13 protein-coding genes and 1 pseudogene are annotated in these 16,764 nt (G+C 56.3%); 2 read left to right on the top strand and 12 right to left on the bottom strand.

The window, feature by feature from the left end; translation table 11 throughout:
- Positions 1 to 36: 36 nt before the first annotated feature.
- The 11 genes from ROLI_RS20890 to ROLI_RS20840 all read right to left on the bottom strand — a co-directional run bounded on the left by ROLI_RS20890 (position 37) and on the right by ROLI_RS20840 (position 9,462).
- Entirely contained in the window at positions 37 to 1,584 is a 1,548-nt protein-coding gene (locus tag ROLI_RS20890) for a M81 family metallopeptidase (protein ID WP_187432256.1), read from the bottom strand.
- A gap of 55 nt (positions 1,585 to 1,639) precedes the next feature.
- Entirely contained in the window at positions 1,640 to 3,019 is a 1,380-nt protein-coding gene (locus tag ROLI_RS20885; protein ID WP_187432255.1) for a serine hydrolase, read from the bottom strand.
- Between the two features lie 440 nt (positions 3,020 to 3,459).
- Positions 3,460 to 3,813, bottom strand: a complete 354-nt coding sequence (locus tag ROLI_RS20880) for a transposase (protein ID WP_338469273.1) — start codon at positions 3,811 to 3,813, stop codon at positions 3,460 to 3,462.
- On the bottom strand, positions 3,696 to 4,010 hold the full coding sequence (locus ROLI_RS20875) for a transposase (protein ID WP_338469272.1): 315 nt from the start codon (positions 4,008 to 4,010) through the stop codon (positions 3,696 to 3,698). The genes ROLI_RS20880 and ROLI_RS20875 overlap by 118 nt, the downstream gene beginning before the upstream one ends.
- A gap of 100 nt (positions 4,011 to 4,110) precedes the next feature.
- A complete protein-coding gene (locus ROLI_RS20870) occupies positions 4,111 to 4,794 on the bottom strand; it encodes an IS6 family transposase (protein WP_338469208.1) in 684 nt (227 codons plus the stop codon).
- 4 nt (positions 4,795 to 4,798) lie between these two features.
- Complete coding sequence (locus ROLI_RS20865) at positions 4,799 to 4,993, bottom strand: hypothetical protein (protein WP_338469212.1); 195 nt, start codon at positions 4,991 to 4,993, stop codon at positions 4,799 to 4,801.
- Position 4,994: 1 nt separating this feature from the next.
- Complete coding sequence (locus tag ROLI_RS20860) at positions 4,995 to 6,185, bottom strand: bifunctional diguanylate cyclase/phosphodiesterase (RefSeq protein ID WP_338469211.1); 1,191 nt, start codon at positions 6,183 to 6,185, stop codon at positions 4,995 to 4,997.
- Entirely contained in the window at positions 6,154 to 7,653 is a 1,500-nt protein-coding gene (tnpC, locus tag ROLI_RS20855) for an IS66 family transposase (protein WP_187431419.1), read from the bottom strand. Before tnpC ends, ROLI_RS20860 begins: the two co-directional genes overlap by 32 nt.
- A gap of 49 nt (positions 7,654 to 7,702) precedes the next feature.
- Positions 7,703 to 8,050, bottom strand: a complete 348-nt coding sequence (gene tnpB, locus ROLI_RS20850) for an IS66 family insertion sequence element accessory protein TnpB (RefSeq protein WP_085828814.1) — start codon at positions 8,048 to 8,050, stop codon at positions 7,703 to 7,705.
- Complete coding sequence (gene tnpA, locus ROLI_RS20845) at positions 8,047 to 8,439, bottom strand: IS66-like element accessory protein TnpA (protein ID WP_187431418.1); 393 nt, start codon at positions 8,437 to 8,439, stop codon at positions 8,047 to 8,049. Before tnpA ends, tnpB begins: the two co-directional genes overlap by 4 nt.
- An 81-nt stretch (positions 8,440 to 8,520) precedes the next feature.
- Entirely contained in the window at positions 8,521 to 9,462 is a 942-nt protein-coding gene (locus ROLI_RS20840; protein WP_338469210.1) for an MHYT domain-containing protein, read from the bottom strand.
- A gap of 208 nt (positions 9,463 to 9,670) precedes the next feature.
- On the opposite strand from ROLI_RS20840, the pseudogene ROLI_RS20835 reads away from it, so the two are divergent.
- Positions 9,671 to 9,960 (top strand): annotated as a pseudogene (locus ROLI_RS20835) (transposase); the annotation flags it as partial.
- 153 nt (positions 9,961 to 10,113) lie between these two features.
- The gene (locus tag ROLI_RS20830; protein WP_338469208.1) at positions 10,114 to 10,797 is read left to right on the top strand and encodes an IS6 family transposase; all 684 of its coding nucleotides are present in this window, start codon (positions 10,114 to 10,116) and stop codon (positions 10,795 to 10,797) included.
- Between the two features lie 125 nt (positions 10,798 to 10,922).
- Here ROLI_RS20830 and ROLI_RS20825 read toward each other — a convergent pair whose 3' ends face one another.
- Positions 10,923 to 16,415 (bottom strand): cadherin domain-containing protein, encoded by a 5,493-nt coding sequence (locus ROLI_RS20825; RefSeq protein WP_338469209.1) that lies wholly within the window; start codon positions 16,413 to 16,415, stop codon positions 10,923 to 10,925.
- Between the last annotated feature and the right edge of the window lie 349 nt (positions 16,416 to 16,764).

Raw genomic sequence — 16,764 nt, 5'->3', positions numbered from 1 at the left:
ACTTGGCCAGAAAGGGACGTAAAGTGATCCTACTTCTCACTTACAATGTGGCGCTTTCCACTCCATGTCAGGATCAAGCGGGAAAATTGGGCGCGGCACACGATCCAGACCCAGGTCACCGAGGATCGGCGTTGTCAGGCCGGGCACGCCAACTTCAAAAATTTGTTCCGGCGTGTGGTGCTCATCGAAGCCTGCACGAAAATGTCCCCGTGATTTCACCACAAGAACCCTCAATTTGGCAACGTCCAACCCCAGCCTTTCCAGAAAGGCGGGCTCGGCCAATTGCTGACGCGCTGTGGCCACGACAACCTCAATCCCATCCAGCGATAGCAACGCGCAGCGCCCCAGATCCATGCGCCTTCCTTCAAACAATCCATGCCTGCCGACGCAATCACCGTCTGCCAACCGCTCAACGCGCGCATCTGCCTCAAAGCGTTCGGAGAACCGGATTGTTTCACTCCTGTTGAACTTTGCTCGAAACTGCGCGCCAATGCCCAATTCATGTGCCTCACCTGCCAGTTCAGGGTCGATAATCATGCCGACGGTCACGTCTTTGATGCCTGCCTCGTGCAACCTTTGCAGGATGTACATGGTATTGCCGCGCCCACCAGCGCCCGGATTGTCTGCGACGTCGGCCAGGATTATGGCAGGCTTTGTCGGGTTCTCGGTCACTTCTCTGGATAGCGCGACGGCGTCCTCCAGACTGGTCAGTTGAGCCTTGTACCTGTGGCGGTCGGCCCAGGCGCGGTCGGCTAATTCCTGTGCAATTTGCCCTGCGGCCGCAGCCGCCTCTGGCTGACCTGCGTCGGCGGTAACAACAATCGACATCCCGTTGGTTGATGCATTTGCCGGTGCAAAGCCCGCAAGGATCGAGACGTTCAGGATCGGTGAGGAGACCAGCGTCTGACCGTAATTTATCAAATCAGCATAGGGGCCTTGCGCGGTCAACAGGCTGACGGCGGGGCTGATCATAGGCACCTTGATCAGCGTGCTGGTGGTCTTGAGGCCCGAAAGCATCGCGGTCATGGTCTGTGCCGCCTCGCAGCCGCGTTCGAGTTGATCTACGTGAGGATTTGTCAGATATGCCACGATCACATCGACCGAATGCTGCATCCGCGGCGTCACATGCCCATGCAGATCAAGGGTCGCTATGATCGGCACAGCCGCCCCAACCACGTCCCGGACCATCGCGAAAACAGCACCGTCCGGATCGTCATCTTGGGTGCTTAACCCCGCGCCATGTTCGGAAATATAGACACCATCGATCGGTCCACTTGCCATCAGTCCAGCGCGCATGTCCTCTAGTATCTCAAGGAAAAACCTGTGATCCGCCGGGCCGCCGGGGGGTGCTTCTGCCAACAGGATCGGGACCGGCGTCCATCTTTGCGTTCTGTCCATTTCCGTACAAAAACCCTGCACCGTACCCGGCAAGCGCGAACGATCTCCAGCCAGCTCATGGTTTATCGCGTCGGCGTCCAGATACAGGGAGTCCAAAAAAGATTGCCGATCAGAGACCGGCGCGTTTCTATTGGATTCGAGCACAAATCCCAGAATTGCTATCCTTGGGTTTCTAGGCGTTGTCATGTCTCTATCCTTCATTTTTGTTGAGCGCGGCGGGGGTGGGGTTTCTTAGTACGGATCAAGATTGCCGTCGCGCCGCACCAAGACGTGGTAACACACGAAGATCCAAAGCGAGTGCCGCAGCTGGTTGTCGCACCGCAGCGGTTTCATCGTCGTAAAGAAAGCAAAAGGTCTGCCCACCGACCGTTCCGCTGCATGGCCCATCGAAACGAAACTTATGCTGGGCCGTTTGCATGTCGAGCAGCAACCGCCCCTGATCGAGCCGGATTGAAAACTCTCCCATCTCTAGTGATCCGAAACGACCGCAAAACCACTCAAGCTGGTTGTCCTTGACTTGTTTGGCCTGAGGTGGCCAGACGCAAGATCCGGGCTCTAGGTCCTCCTTCAACATGTAAGCGATGATCTGGTGACCGATGGTAGAAGCCGGCGCATCTGCGACATTTGTGGCAAAGGCTACCGAAAGTCGCTGTTGCATAACATGACCGACAAAGCTGGAAATACCGGGGCGCTGGCCTGTGTGCCATGCCAGCGTGTGATGTGCGTCCAGATCTGTGACTTCCAGCCCCAGCCCATACCTTGCGCCAGACACCGGCCGCGATGCCACGGGCAGGCAATGTGCCGTCATGTCCCGTATCGCATCTGCGCCAAGCACCTCAGTGTCACCTGCAAGGATGGAAATCAGCCGGGCCATATCGCGGGTAGATGCACTTAGCCCGCCTGCCGGATCCAAGAGGGGCGCATCCCAAAAGCCACAGGGCTGCAACGCGGCATCGATGCGTATCAACGGCTGAGCAACATTGGGGCGCTGACGCATGATACTGGCCCCAATTGAGCTGCTCTTCATCTGCAACGGTTGGAACACGAGTTTCTCTGCAGCGTCTGCGTATGAGCAGTGGTACAGATCCTCGATTATCCCGCCCAAGAGACAGTAGCTCTCATTGCTATAGCTGAGGCGGTCGCCGGGCGATCCAAGCATCTCAAAATCCAAACCGTTGATACCCTGCACCAATGCGCTTGGCGTCAGTATCGGGGCGACGCCATTGGAATGCTCTACGCGTGTCGTCCTGTGGCGAAAGGGCAGGCCCGGAAAACCACCGGAATGGGACAAAAGGTGACGGATACAGATTTTGCCATCGTAGGCACACTTCAGATCTGGGTAGAAACGCGATACCGGGTCCGACAGTTTGACGCGTTTGTGATGTCGCGCCAGCATGATTAATGTGGCCGTCAGGAACTTGGTCACTGAGGCGACACCAAACATTGTGTCTGTCGAAACCGGTCGCAAACCATCGGCGTCGCATGCGCCAAAACTATCGGCGAAAATCTCACACCCGTTACGACGAATTGAGACCGAGACCCCTGGTAGAGCGTGTTCGACGGCAACTGTTTCCATCGCGTCGCGCAGATTTCTTATTGGATGCCCCAGTTCAACAGACAATGAACGCCTCCCAGAGAGTCCAGCTGTCAACTTCAGCCGTCTTCCAACTTATTGCAACCCAATTGTGCCGAGCGCACCATCCCGCAACACTGCGCTGGGTACTGGAAACTTAACTGTCGCAAATTGAACAGGCCATTCTTCGTTCCAAGCGACCGTGTTGCGCGGATCAATTTCGGCTCGGAACGCGCCCTACCCGAGGCGGATTTCAAGCGATGCGGGCGACCAAGTTTGGTCATGCGATTTAGGACGTGGGCGCCAATCTTGGCTTCGGTCTTCTGGTTATCGAAGCTGCGCGCCTTTAGCTTCGGCCGGATGACTGCTTTCCAACGACCCATGCATTGCCCGGCAGTGTATGCGGAGCATGCATGAGAGGAAGAGTTTCACCGCGGCTGAGCTGATTGTAGCCCGATGACGTCTGCCAGGCTATGCGTCCGTGCACCTCAATCTCGATGATATGGCTGATCGCGGACCGTCGGATTCCGGGCGCTGTCCGGGCTGAGGACCGCGTTTTTGGGAGGCGGGATCGTGACGTCGATCTCTGCACCAAAGCGCTCGACGAGGAGATCGCAGGTTAGGTCGCCATCGTAAGCACCGTCTGCGAGAAATACGGCGACCGGGCCATCAATTTGAGCTAAAAGACCCGGCAGCGCGGTGGAATCACCGACGCCATCGGTGGTCAAATCGGCGCAAATGATCTCGCCGCTCGCCAGATCGAGGCCGAGGTGCAGCTTGCGCCAGGAGCGCCGTTTGCGCTTAGTTTTGTACTTTGCTTCAAGCCATTTCTTACCCGGCAGGCGCATGCATAGCATGCTGCCGAGAGGGCGCCCGCGCCAAACATCTTCAATCCGGTGCTGTCTACAACCAACCGGATCCCCGCTTGGTTGTTGGCCTGCGACGGAACGCGCAATGTCAGGCCGTTACCCCGGCGCGACAAAGTAGAGAAACTGGGCGCGGCAATTTCAACGCCAAGCAGCTTAGCAATCGAACGCATCATGCCTTGGGTCTGGCGCCGCGGCTGCCGGAAAACCATGCCCAGGAGGTTGTGTCGCAAACTTTGTCGTGAGGCGAGATGGGGCCTCGCTAGGATACAATTATCCAGCGAGCTCGGCAAACTGTTCGAAGCCGGACAACCCTGGTCGGTCGAATTGTCCTTTGCGGATCATGTGGGCGACTTCGATGCCCGCCAGAGTGGACGCGGCTGAATTGAACGATTTGAAGGTCTGCATAGGGCGGGTGATCTTTTTTATGAAACGGTGGTCCTGTTCGATAATATTATTGAGATATTTCACCTGCAGAATCTCGATCAGCCAACACCAGTTATGCATCACCAGCAGGCAATTCATGTTGAACAGACCGACCGCGTTTGATCCGCTCTTGTCGATAAAAACCTTGTCCGGCCAGCCGTTACTGGCGATCACCTTGGCGAAGAATGCGGTTGCTGCCGCCTCATCACGTCGCTCGGACAGCATGAAATCAAGGGTATTGCCGTATTTGTCTATCGCTCGATAGAGATATGTCCACTGGCCTTTGACCTTGATATAGGTTTCGTCCATCCGCCAAGATCGACCGGTCGACGCCTTCTGACAACGCGCCTCACCGGCAACGGCGACAGAATATTTCTCGACCCATCGATTAAGCGTTGCATGATCAACATCGACGCCGCACTCGTTCATGATTTCTTCGAGATCCCGATACGATACCGCAAACCGAACGTAGAAATAGACCGCGTATAGGATCACCGATTTCGGAAAATGCGCGCCTTTGAAACTGATCAATCGTTTAAACCTTGAATGAGATGTCGAAAGGCTGCCCGATGAACGTCACTGCCGAGAAGTGCAACAGGGCTCCAAAAGTTTGCGACACTACCTCCGCCAGGCGCTGCAAATCCTCGATCTGGAAGTCACCGACGCGGCGCACGGTGGAGAGCGGATTCCAGCGATGTCTTGGGAGCACGTCGTTCTCAGTTTCATTCATTTTATCCCGCCCGAATTGATATACTTGCAGGAAGGTTATCTGTAAGTTCCCGGACCTGATGGACGGACATGGGTTGCCCAAACAGGAACCCTTGGACAAATTTGCATTGCTCATCATTCAAGAATGACAGCTCATCTTCATCTTCAACACCTTCAGCGAGGATCGGAATTTCGAGCGCTTCACCAAGCAAGAGCGTTGCGCGCACAATTGCGGCCCTCTGTTTGTTCAGATGAACATCCCGTATGAAACTCTTGTCAATCTTGATCTTGTCGAAGGGAAACGCCTGCAACGTAGCGAGCGAAGAGTATCCGGTGCCAAAATCGTCCATCGCAATGCACACACCCATTTCCTTGATCTTGGACATGACTTTGAGAGTGTACTCTTGATCATCGATAATGCTGGCCTCTGTCACTTCAAGTTCTAGCAAGGCAGGATCCAGCCGGCTTTCCATGAGAACGTCGGAAAGATGTTCCAGAAAGGAAGGTTGAACCAACTGCTGTGGCGCGACGTTTACAGCAATTGAGTAGGGTGTCTGCCAAGAGGCAGCTTCCAAACAAGCTGTGCGTAATACCCATAGTCCAATTTCTCGAATGAGCCCTGTTTCTTCTGCCAAAGGAATGAACTCCGCCGGTGAGACCCGGCCACGTTTAGGATGGTTCCAGCGCAAAAGCGCTTCAAAGCCGCTGGGGGCCCTAGAGGTCACGTCATTTTGCAGCTGATAGACAAGCTCAAACTCTTCTCTGGCAATTGCTCTGCGCAGATCCTGTAACAGCAAGAGACGCTCCCGGTTGATTTGCCCGATCTCAACGTCAAAAAAACTTATGTTCCTATCCGGGTCCGCCTTTGCGCGGTACATGGCCATATCAGATTTTTGCAGAAGGCCATCTATGTCCTTACCGTCTTCAACTGTTGTTGCTATTCCTATGGAGCCGCCGATGAAGACCGACGCAACGGACAGGTCTATTGGTTCAACGAACGCAGTATTCAACCTTGCCGCGAAAGCCTTGACTTCTTCCATCCGGCGAAAGCCTTTTTTGATCGCGACAAACTCGTCGCCACCTGAGCGCGCAACAAATTCTCCCTCCATCAGCGCTTCGGAAAAGCGGTGTGTTACTTGTGATAAGACGGCATCTCCATCGTAAGCGTCCGGTCTGACCGCCCTATGAGGCAGTTTTCCATGGCAGCAGGTCATCGACGCGGTTGATTTTGTAGTCTGGGATGCGTGCCAAGGTGTCGGCCAGCCAAGCCTGCGGATCGATGCGGTTCAGTTTGGCCGTTTCGATCAAGGTGTAGGCGATGGCGGCAGCGCGGCCGCCGGTTTGTGATCCAACGAACAGGTAGTTTTTGCGCCCGATTGCAACAGACCGCATGGCCCGTTCGGCGGTGTTGTTGTCCAACTCCAGGATGCCGTGGTCGAGATATGGCCGGAGCCGCGCCATGCGCGTCAGAGCGTAGCGGATCGCACCCGCAAGCGGCGATTTGCCAGAGATACTTGGGAGTTGGGTGTGTAGCCAGACTTCCAGATCATCGAAGATCGGTTTTGCATGCGCCTGTCGGAGACCGGCGCGTCGATCTGGTGGTGACCCGCGTGCCTCTTTCTCGACCGCGTAGAGCTGCGCGATGCGCTGGATGGCCTCATTGGCGATGGCAGAGCCTTGGGCGCGATGAACATCTACGAACTTGCGTCTGACATGCGCCATACAGGCGACCTCGTGGATGTCGCCGGAACGATAGAGATCTTCGAACCCGGCATAGCCGTCCGCGTGCATCCAGCCCCGATATTTTGCGAGATGATCCTTGGGGTGCTGCCCTTTGCGATCCGGCGAGAACTGATACCAACTGGCGGGAGGGGCATCGCCGCCCCAGGGCCGTTCATCTCGACCGTAAGCCCACAAACGCGCTGTCGCTGTTTTGCCAGTGCCGGGGGCCAACATCTTTACCGGCGTGTCGTCTGCAAAGATAGCCTGTCCAGCCAACACATGCCGCCCGATGGCATCAGCCAGTGGTTCCAACAGAGCTGTGGATTTGCCAACCCAGTCGGCCAGCGTTGAACGGTCAATGTCGATCCCGTCGCGCTCGAAGATGCCGCTTTGGCGATACAGCGGCAGGTGGTCAGCGTATTTGTTGACCAGAACATGGGCCAGCAGGCCCGGGCCGGGACGGCCCCGTTCGATTGGGCGCGAAGGTAACGCTGCTTGTGTGAAGGCCTCACAGCCAGAACATGCAAAGCGTGGACGCACAATGCGGTTCACGATGAAGCGTCCAGGAACATACTCAAGCTCTTCGGTCACATCCTCGCCCAGACGGCGCAAGCCACCACCGCACTGAGCGCAATCATCATCACCGGTGGTCAGCTCAACTTCCATGCGCGGGATGTGATCGGGGATCGGGCGGCGTTTTGGTTTGTCTCTTGGCTCCTCATCGGGAAGGCGTAGCTTCACGGTCATCTTGGCAACCGCGATCTCGCTTGTTTCCAAGGCCAGTTGTAGTTGTTCAATGCTTTCTGATGACGACCCAAAGCGGCATTGGCGTTGACCGGCCAATTGATGCCGCAACTTCTCGATCAAAACAGCCTGCGACCTCACCTCGGCCAGCAAAATCGCCGTGAACTGCCTGAGTTCATCAGGGTCTTTCGGCAGTGATTTATCGACGTCCAGCATGGCCAGACTATAGCAAAACAACGATCCGGCGGGAATCCCACACGCGCATTTATCCTGCCTTGAGCGGTGTCCAGCTGCGTTGTGGTAAACGCCAATCGATCCCTTCGAGCAGCATCGCCAACTGGGCCGCGGTCAGAGCGATCTTGCCCTCTTTCGCCGACGGCCAAACAAACCGACCTTTCTCCAGGCGCTTGCTGAACAGACATGCACCTTGCCCGTCCCACCAGATAATCTTGATCAGATCACCTCGCCGTCCACGAAAGACAAACAGATGCCCGGTAAACGGATCTTGCTTCAATGTCTGTTCAGCCTGCGCAGCCAACGTCGTGAACCCACGACGCATGTCGGTCACACCGGCAGCCAGCCAGACGCGCGTGTTCGCCGGGACAGGGATCATGCAGAAAGACCTCGGATGAGCCGAGCCAATGCTTCGGGATCGTAGCTACCGACAATCCTCAGCTGATGACCGCCCGCGATGTCGATCTCAATCGCGCTATGGCCGGATGTGGCATTTGCCGCAAGCGCGGGAACCGGTTCTTCAGCACCTGGCCGGTCAACAATCTCCACAGGCAGAAAACATGGCGCTTCACCAACCTCGTCTTCGATGATCTCCGGATCAGGTGCAAACTTGGGATCACGTAGCCATTTGTGGATCAGGTTGGTGTTCATCGCGTACCGCCGCGCGACCTGCGCTACCGATACCCCCGGCGCACATGTTTGCGCACAGATCGACACCTTCTCCTCATCAGACCAAAACCGCTTCTTTTGACCCTTCTTACCCGCCATATCTGCCCTCAAGATGTCCACTATCGTTAGTGGACACTATCAACCCACTCTATGAGGCGTCAGAGCAGCGTGGCCGCACGCTTACTCTCCATCCGCATGACCGTAAAGATCGTTCACTTCTTTGAACCGGTCGAGATCAATTGTCAGAATGGCGATCTTTAGCGTTTTATCCAACTGCAGAAGGTTCTTGCAGCTCGATAACTCTCTTGTCAGTCCAAGACGATTGGGCAGCTGGGTTAACGCGTCAATTGTGGCAGTTGCCTCAACCCTGACCTGCGCATCGCTATCAGCGCCGTCCTCAAGCCTGACGCCGATGTAACCTATGATGAACAAGGCAGAAGTGACACTGGATATGACGATTCCAAAGACCGTATCAGATATCACCGGATCAGGGATTTCGATAAGCGGGCTAAATTCAAGCGTAAAAGCGGTCATGCCGGTGAAATGCATCGAACAGATTGACAACACCATGAACGCAGCGCCTCCCAGCCAGCAGTATTTGGTGACGGGGAGGATGAAACGGTGGAATGCGGCCACACCAAAAATGCTGCCCAGTGCCACAGAGACCAAAACTGTGATGGGGTTCCAGGCTATATCTCCGGGAAGTCTATAAGCTGCCATGCCGATGTAGTGCATCACGGCAACCGTAAGCCCGAAAGCAATGCCTCCCAACGCGTAGTTTAAAGGTGAAGGCGCATATCCAAGCGTGGTCTTGGCGACGAATAAGCCGCTCACGGCTATGAGCAAGGAAACAGCCGTCAACATGGCATCAAATCCATGAGGGTATCCAGGATCATACGCCAGCATAGAGATGAAATGCGTGGACCAGATGGTCGCGCCGCCAATCAGTGCGGCCAAAAATGTCTGAATCCGCCTCCGCATATCATGTGAAAAAGTGATCTTACGTGCAACGAGCGCAGTTAGAAATGAACCACTAAGACAGATCAGAGTCGCTACAGCGAGCAAACCATAGTGATGCTCGTGTGTCAGGCATTCAATTACGCGGTACACTTCAGCCTCCATAAAACACATACCTGCACTACCCAATAGTGTTTAACGGCTATCTTACTTAGTGGATAAAACTGTCGAGAATTGTAGTTTCTTTAAGCTACAAATGTCGTGGTGCTGTCATCCATTTGCTCTGTTATCAATCCTTCCCGTCAGGGCGTGGACCTGTCGCGGTTTGATGCCGCTCCTTTGATAGCATTTACTGCACCAAAGGAGACGGACTATGGGACTGAAACGGACGGACGAATTCCGCCAAGATGCAATGCGTATCGCATTGACCAGTGGGCTGACGCGCAAGCAGGTGGCTGACGATCTGGGTGTCGGGATGTCGACGCTGAACAAATGGATCACCGCGCACCGAGATACAGACGTGGTTTCCAAAGAGGATTTGAGCCTCGCTCAAGAGAATGATCGACTTCGACGGGAGAACCGACTCCTGAAGGAGGAGAGGGAGATCTTAAAAAAGGCCACCCAGTTCTTCGCGGGCCTAAAGCAATGAGATTTAGGTTTATCCACTGCCCGGCAGTGCATTGAAAATGCACGAGAGAGGAAGAACGCAGGTGCAGCTTCCCAGGGTAGTGTCGCAAACTTTTGGAGCCCTGTTGCACTTCTCGGCAGTGACGTTCATCGGGCAGCCTTTCGACATCTCATTCAAGGTTTAAACGATTGATCAGTTTCAAAGGCGCGCATTTTCCGAAATCGGTGATCCTATACGCGGTCTATTTCTACGTTCGGTTTGCGGTATCGTATCGGGATCTCGAAGAAATCATGAACGAGTGCGGCGTCGATGTTGATCATGCAACGCTTAATCGATGGGTCGAGAAATATTCTGTCGCCGTTGCCGGTGAGGCGCGTTGTCAGAAGGCGTCGACCGGTCGATCTTGGCGGATGGACGAAACCTATATCAAGGTCAAAGGCCAGTGGACATATCTCTATCGAGCGATAGACAAATACGGCAATACCCTTGATTTCATGCTGTCCGAGCGACGTGATGAGGCGGCAGCAACCGCATTCTTCGCCAAGGTGATCGCCAGTAACGGCTGGCCGGACAAGGTTTTTATCGACAAGAGCGGATCAAACGCGGTCGGTCTGTTCAACATGAATTGCCTGCTGGTGATGCATAACTGGTGTTGGCTGATCGAGATTCTGCAGGTGAAATATCTCAATAATATTATCGAACAGGACCACCGTTTCATAAAAAAGATCACCCGCCCTATGCAGACCTTCAAATCGTTCAATTCAGCCGCGTCCACTCTGGCGGGCATCGAAGTCGCCCACATGATCCGCAAAGGACAATTCGACCGACCAGGGTTGTCCGGCTTCGAACAGTTTGCCGAGCTCGCTGGATAATTGTATCCTAGCGAGGCCCCATCTCGCCTCACGACAAAGTTTGCGACACAACCTCCAAAAGTTTGCGACACTACCAACCGGCTTTTCAGAGGCGAACAATCATAGAGGAGGGTGCCACGAGCCGCCTACCAGGTTACGCGCTCTACATCCGTGAATGTCACAGTGCCACCATCATCAAATGTCACCACACCCGAGGCATCGCTGGATAGCTCCAGCACGCCGGAATTGAGTGAGTTCACGGAATGACCGCCATCCAGCACCAATGTCCATCCATCGCCATCCACTGTGCCTCCCGAAACGTTGGTTGCTCCAGCGCCCATTCCCTCAAGATTGATCGTATCAGTCCAGGCACCACCAGCGCCGCCGTCTACTGTGTCATTGCCCTGCATCGCCGCGATAAAGAACGCATCGCTATCATCTCCACCGTATAGCAGGTCATTACCCGCCCCCCCCGTCAAAAAGTCAATGCCGTCATCGCCGTAAAGGGTGTCGTTGCCGTCCCCCCCATACAGACAATCATTGCCGTCTTCACCTTCGATCCTGTCATCGCCAGCGGATCCAATGATCGTGTCATTCCCGGATGTTCCGTCGATCTCATCGATATCAATCAGGGTGATGCCACTAAAATCGAAATCCGCAACCGCATCCTTGGTCTCGAGGGTCTCACCGGATACCTGGCTGCCATCAATGATCTCAAAACCCTGCGCCGAGGAGAAAGTGCCCTGAATGGAATAGGTATCGTTCGCTCCGTCATCCTGCAGGACGAGCCGGTCTGTTCCCGTCGTCCCGCTGTCTGTCAAAACGTTTGATGTTCCTTGGTCGATGTGATGGAGATAGACTGTATCCGACCCTTCGCCGCCGTCCACGGTGTCATTGTCTTTTCCTGTATAGATCAAGTCGTCACCGGCACCGCCCTGGATCAGATCTTCCTCATCCGAACCGTATATCGTGTCATTGCCGGAACCGCCGGTGATTGTATCACCACCGTTGCCATCGGTCGCAATAATTTCGACCCCTGTCGTGTCGGCGGAGGCGTTCACCACATCTGAGCCACCGGTCAGGATCAGGCGCTCGATATCGGAGAAGGTGATGGTATTTACGCCATCCGTGATCGTACCTGCCTCGTCGCCGGTGTAGGTGACGGTGACCGGGCCAGAGAGCCCACTAAGATCGATGGTGTCGACGTCCGTGCCGCCCCAGCCGCCATCAATCGAATTGCTATCCAACGTCCCGGTGATATTGAAAAGATCCTGTCCGCCACCGCCTTCGATACCGCTGCCGCCGACAACCACATTGTTGCCCAACGTCAGCACATCGTCGCCATCGTCCAGAAAGACACCTTCGGTTATTGTCGACCCGCTGATTGAGACGGAGTCGTCGCCTGCGCCGGTGGTCAGTTCGTCCACGCCGCCCAACCCGATGTTTGAGTCGATCAACGTGACAGTGTCATTGCCGCCTCCAGTGTCGATCCAGCCCATTACATCCGTATTTTCCAAGTATATCGTATGATCAAACGAGACACCTCCAGCGTCCTCGCCTCTGATGGCACCTCCAATGGTCGAATTGACCAGCGTATAGGTATTGCCCACGCCGGTCGTGGTATCACCAAAACCATAGTCGATATTGCCGGTCAGGCTGGAGTCATACATCTCCACCGTATCCACACCATATCCCAGTTCGATCTCAGAGGTGCTCGACCCATCGCGTAGAATAATGTGGTCGGACCCCGTGTCCGAGTAATGTCCGCCAGAGATGTCTCCGTGAAAATTGCTGACGTCGATTACGTCATCGCCTGTACCACCATCGATTTGGCCAGTACCGTCCGAGGCGTTGATCGTATCATTTCCGGTGCCGCCCTCAATCGTATCATTTCCAGTGCCGCCCTCAATCGTGTCGTTGCCAGTGCCGCCGTCGATAACATCGTCACCGGCTCCGGCATCAATGTAATCAGCCCCGGTGCCACCATACACTGTGTCATTACCCTCACCACTATAGAGCGAGTCATCGCCTGCGCCCCCAACGAGACTATCTACTCCCGCTACGCCGATAAGAGAATCCGCGCCTTCGCCGCCTACGAGTGTGTCGTTACCCTCGCCACCGTAGAGCGTATCATCGGCTGCACCTCCGTCTATACTGTCGTCGCCCGTCCCGCCATCGAGATAATCCACGCCTTCGCCACCCAGGAGCGTATCATTGCCGTCCTCACCATAAAGACTATCGTCGCCCGTCCCGCCGTCCATGCTGTCGTCCCCGGTCCAGCCCTGGATTTCATCTGCCCCATCGCCGCCCGAGATTGTATCATTGCCCTCATCACCATAAAGCCAATCGCCTGCCGCACCCCCGTCTATACTGTCATCCCCGATCCCGCCCTGGATTTCATCTGCCCCATCGCCGCCCGAGATTGTATCATTGCCCTCATCACCATAAAGCCAATCGCCTCCCGCACCCCCGTCTATACTGTCATCCCCGATCCCGCCCTGGATTTCATCTGCCCCATCGCCGCCCGAGAGCGTATCATTGCCCTCATCACCATAAAGCCAATCGCCTCCCGCACCCCCGTCTATACTGTCATCCCCGGTCCCGCCCTGGATTTCATCTGCCCCAGCGCCGCCCGAGAGCGTATCATTGCCCTCACCGCCATAAAGGCTGTCGTCTCCCGCGCCGCCGTCGAGACTGTTCGCTCCCGTCCCGCCATCGAGCAAATCCGCGCCATCGCCACCCAGGAGCGTGTCGTTGCCCGCCTCACCGTAGAGCCTGTCGTTTCCTGCGCCCCCGTCGAGACTGTCGTCGCCCGCCCCGCCGCTGAGTAAATCCACGCCTTCGCCGCCCATGAGCGTATCATTGCCCTCACCACCGTAGAGCGAGTCATCGCCTGCGCCACCGTCAAGGTTGTCGTCTCCGGCGTCGCCGTAAACCAGATCATCGCCGTCGCCCGCATCGATAATGTCGTGGCCACCACCACCCCAGATCGTATCCTCGCCTGTCCCGCCGGTGAGGGTATCCGAAAACGTGCCGCCGTCTATCGAGTCGTTGCCTTGTCCACCGTCGATGACGTCCTGGCGGCCGCTACCGTTAATGATGTCGTCGCCCGCATTGCCGTACAGAGTACCACCATCTGCATGCGCGGTGATGCTGTCATTACCGGTACCGCCACTTATGGAAGTTTCGGCAACGCCCACATCGGTGAACGTCACACCACCGTCACCCAACTGCAGGTTCTCGGCTGTGTCGCTCACCGTGAGGGTGAAGGTTTCGGAATAGGTCGCGCCGCCTGCGTCAGTGACCTGGACGGTCACGTCGTGGCTGGTCGCGGTCTCAAAATCGATGTCCGCGCCCGATGCAACCCGGATCTCGTCGCCGACAATCTCGAAAAAACCCGACGGATCGTTGGTGATCGCATAGGTGAAAGTGTCACCGGCGTTCGCGTCGGTGGTGCTCAGCGTGGCGACGACCGTGCCGACGGCGCTATTCTCGGCCACCGTGCTAGCACTGGATGTGATGTCCGTGGGCGCTGTGTTCAGCACGTTCTCAGTGGCGATATCACCGTCTGCAAAGCGGAATGTCTCGACGTTGGTGACTGTATCCGTGCCATCAGGCGCACCCGTCCGGTTGTCGCTGACGGTATAGACCCCGGCGTTCTCGGTGATCGTGTAATCCGACCGGTCGCCGCTGAAGATCACAATGTCTGTTCCGTCCCCCCCGTCGATATCGTCGCTGCCAGCCCCGCCGGTGATCGTGTCGTTGCCGTCCCCGCCATCTATCTGCACGCCGGTGCTGTCTGCTGATGCATCCACCACATCCGCCTGATCAGTCAGGATCAGCTGCTCGATCTCGGAGAAGGTGATCGTGTCGGCACCGTTGATGATCGTGCCCGCCTCATTCCCGGTATAGGTGACGGAAACCGGGCTGGTGAGGCTAAGGAGGTCGATCAAATCGTTATCGGTGCCGCCCTCGCCGCCGGTGAGAGTGCCACTGCCGAAGGGATCATACACCAAAAAGCTGTCAGCGTCGGTACCGCCCGAGAGCGCATCGTCACCCGAGAAAGCGTATATCGTGTCATTTCCCGCACCACCATCGATGGTGTCTGTGCCGGAACCGCCGTTAATCGTGTCATTCCCTGCGCCGCCTTCTATGGAATCGTTGCCGGAACCGCCATTGATGTCGTCGTTGCCAGCCCCGCCAAGAAGGGTGTCATTGCCGCTGTTGCCGAGAATCCGGTCATTGCCGTCCCCGCCGGTGATCGCATCATCGCCGGTGCCGCCAGAAATGCTGTCATTACCGTCGCCCCCATCGATTGTGTCATCACCATCGCCTGCGGTGATCGTATCATTGCCGTCGCCGGCGAGAACGGAATCATTTCCTGAGCTGGCATCAATGGAATCTGCGCCTGCGCCACCGTGGATCGTATCATCACCGGTTGTGATCCGGTCCCCATCGTTATCAATATAGCCAAGCGACATTGTGTCGTTGCCACCCGTCCCTTCGACCACCCCATTGCCAGCCACAATCTCGCCGCCAAAGCTCTCGATCTCGGAGAAATTGACCGTGACCGTGTCACCGGCGGCATTCTCGAATGTAAACGAGCCGCTGAAACTGCCCGAGCCATCATTGGTCGGCCCGCTGACCCAGTTGAAGTTGTTCAGCCCCGTTCCGCTGATGCTGTCGGCGCCGGTTTCACTTCCGCCGTTGATCGTAATCGTGCCCGGCCCGTCAACATCGCTTCCGTCGATCAGGAAGGTATCATCCCCGCTACCCCCCGTCAGTGTGTCGTTGCCACTCCCGGCCGCCAGCGTATCATCTCCGGCCCCCGCATCAATATTCATCGCGGCACTGCCCGGACCCGCGTTGACCACATCCGCCTGATCGGTCAGGGTCAACCCCTCGACTTCGGAGAATGTGATTGTATCTGAACCATCGGTGACCGTGCCCGCCTCGTCACCGGTGTAGGTGACAGTGACCGGGCCTGTCAGCGCTGAAAGGTCAACGACGTCGTCATCAGCACCGCCTTCGCCACCGATGATTGTGTCGTTATCAATGGTGGAACCGGTGTAACGAATCGTATCGGCGCCAGCGCCGCCTTCGATGCGATCATCCCCCAGCCAGCCCTCAAGCAGGTCGTCACCGTCACCGCCCAAAAGCGTGTCCGCATCCGTACCGCCCTGGACTGTGTCATCGCCCGCACCGGCATTAATCTGGATACCAGAACCATCCGCACGGCCATCCACCACATCCGCAAAGTCGGTGAGGGCCAGCTCTTCGATCTGCGAGAAAGTGATGGTATTGGTCCCGTCGGTGATCGTGCCCGCTTCATCGCCTGTATAGGTGACGGTGACGGGTCCACTCAGCGCGGTCAGGTCGATGACATCAACGTCCTCGCCATCCTCGCCACCGATGATCGTGCCATTTGTAAAGCCGTCCGGCACAAAAAACGTGTCGTTTCCATTTCCTGTGGGCAGAGTGTCCGGATCAAGCCCGGTGGCAACATCTGCGCCGTCGCCGGACCCGCCCGTGTCCTTCACGGAAGGGCCATTGCGGGTGGTGGGTTCCTCAAAGGAAGGGTCGGCCGCATCGCCGTTCTGGGACGGTCCGCCAGCGATCTCGCTGGAACTTTCAGGCATCGTGGTTTGATTTGGAGACTCAATGCTCTGGGTGCGGGGAGCCATTGTGAGGTCACTCAGCTCTGAGCGATTCGTATCCAATACGCGCTCCGACGGATCACCACCCAAGACCCCAGGAAGCCCTTGGTCGCTATCGTTTGAGTCAGGACCGCCCACGTCTTGCAAAGGAGCGGGCTGAGACGAGCCAGCATTAATTGCTGCGTTCTCCACTTGCGTTGTTTCAGGGGTTTCTTTGGCCACTGCATGGCTGCTGAACATGGAGAATACCGGCAAAGCACCGAGGAACCCTGCAAGACCGGTTCCGGCTTGCGCATCCGCGCCACCGTCCGATCCATTGGTCAGAAGTGTT

It is taken from the genome of Roseobacter fucihabitans (assembly GCF_014337925.2).
Taxonomy (GTDB): Bacteria; Pseudomonadota; Alphaproteobacteria; order Rhodobacterales; family Rhodobacteraceae; genus Roseobacter; species Roseobacter fucihabitans.
The sequence above is the reverse complement of the archived record's forward strand: the minus strand, read 5'-3'. Positions and strand labels throughout refer to the sequence as shown.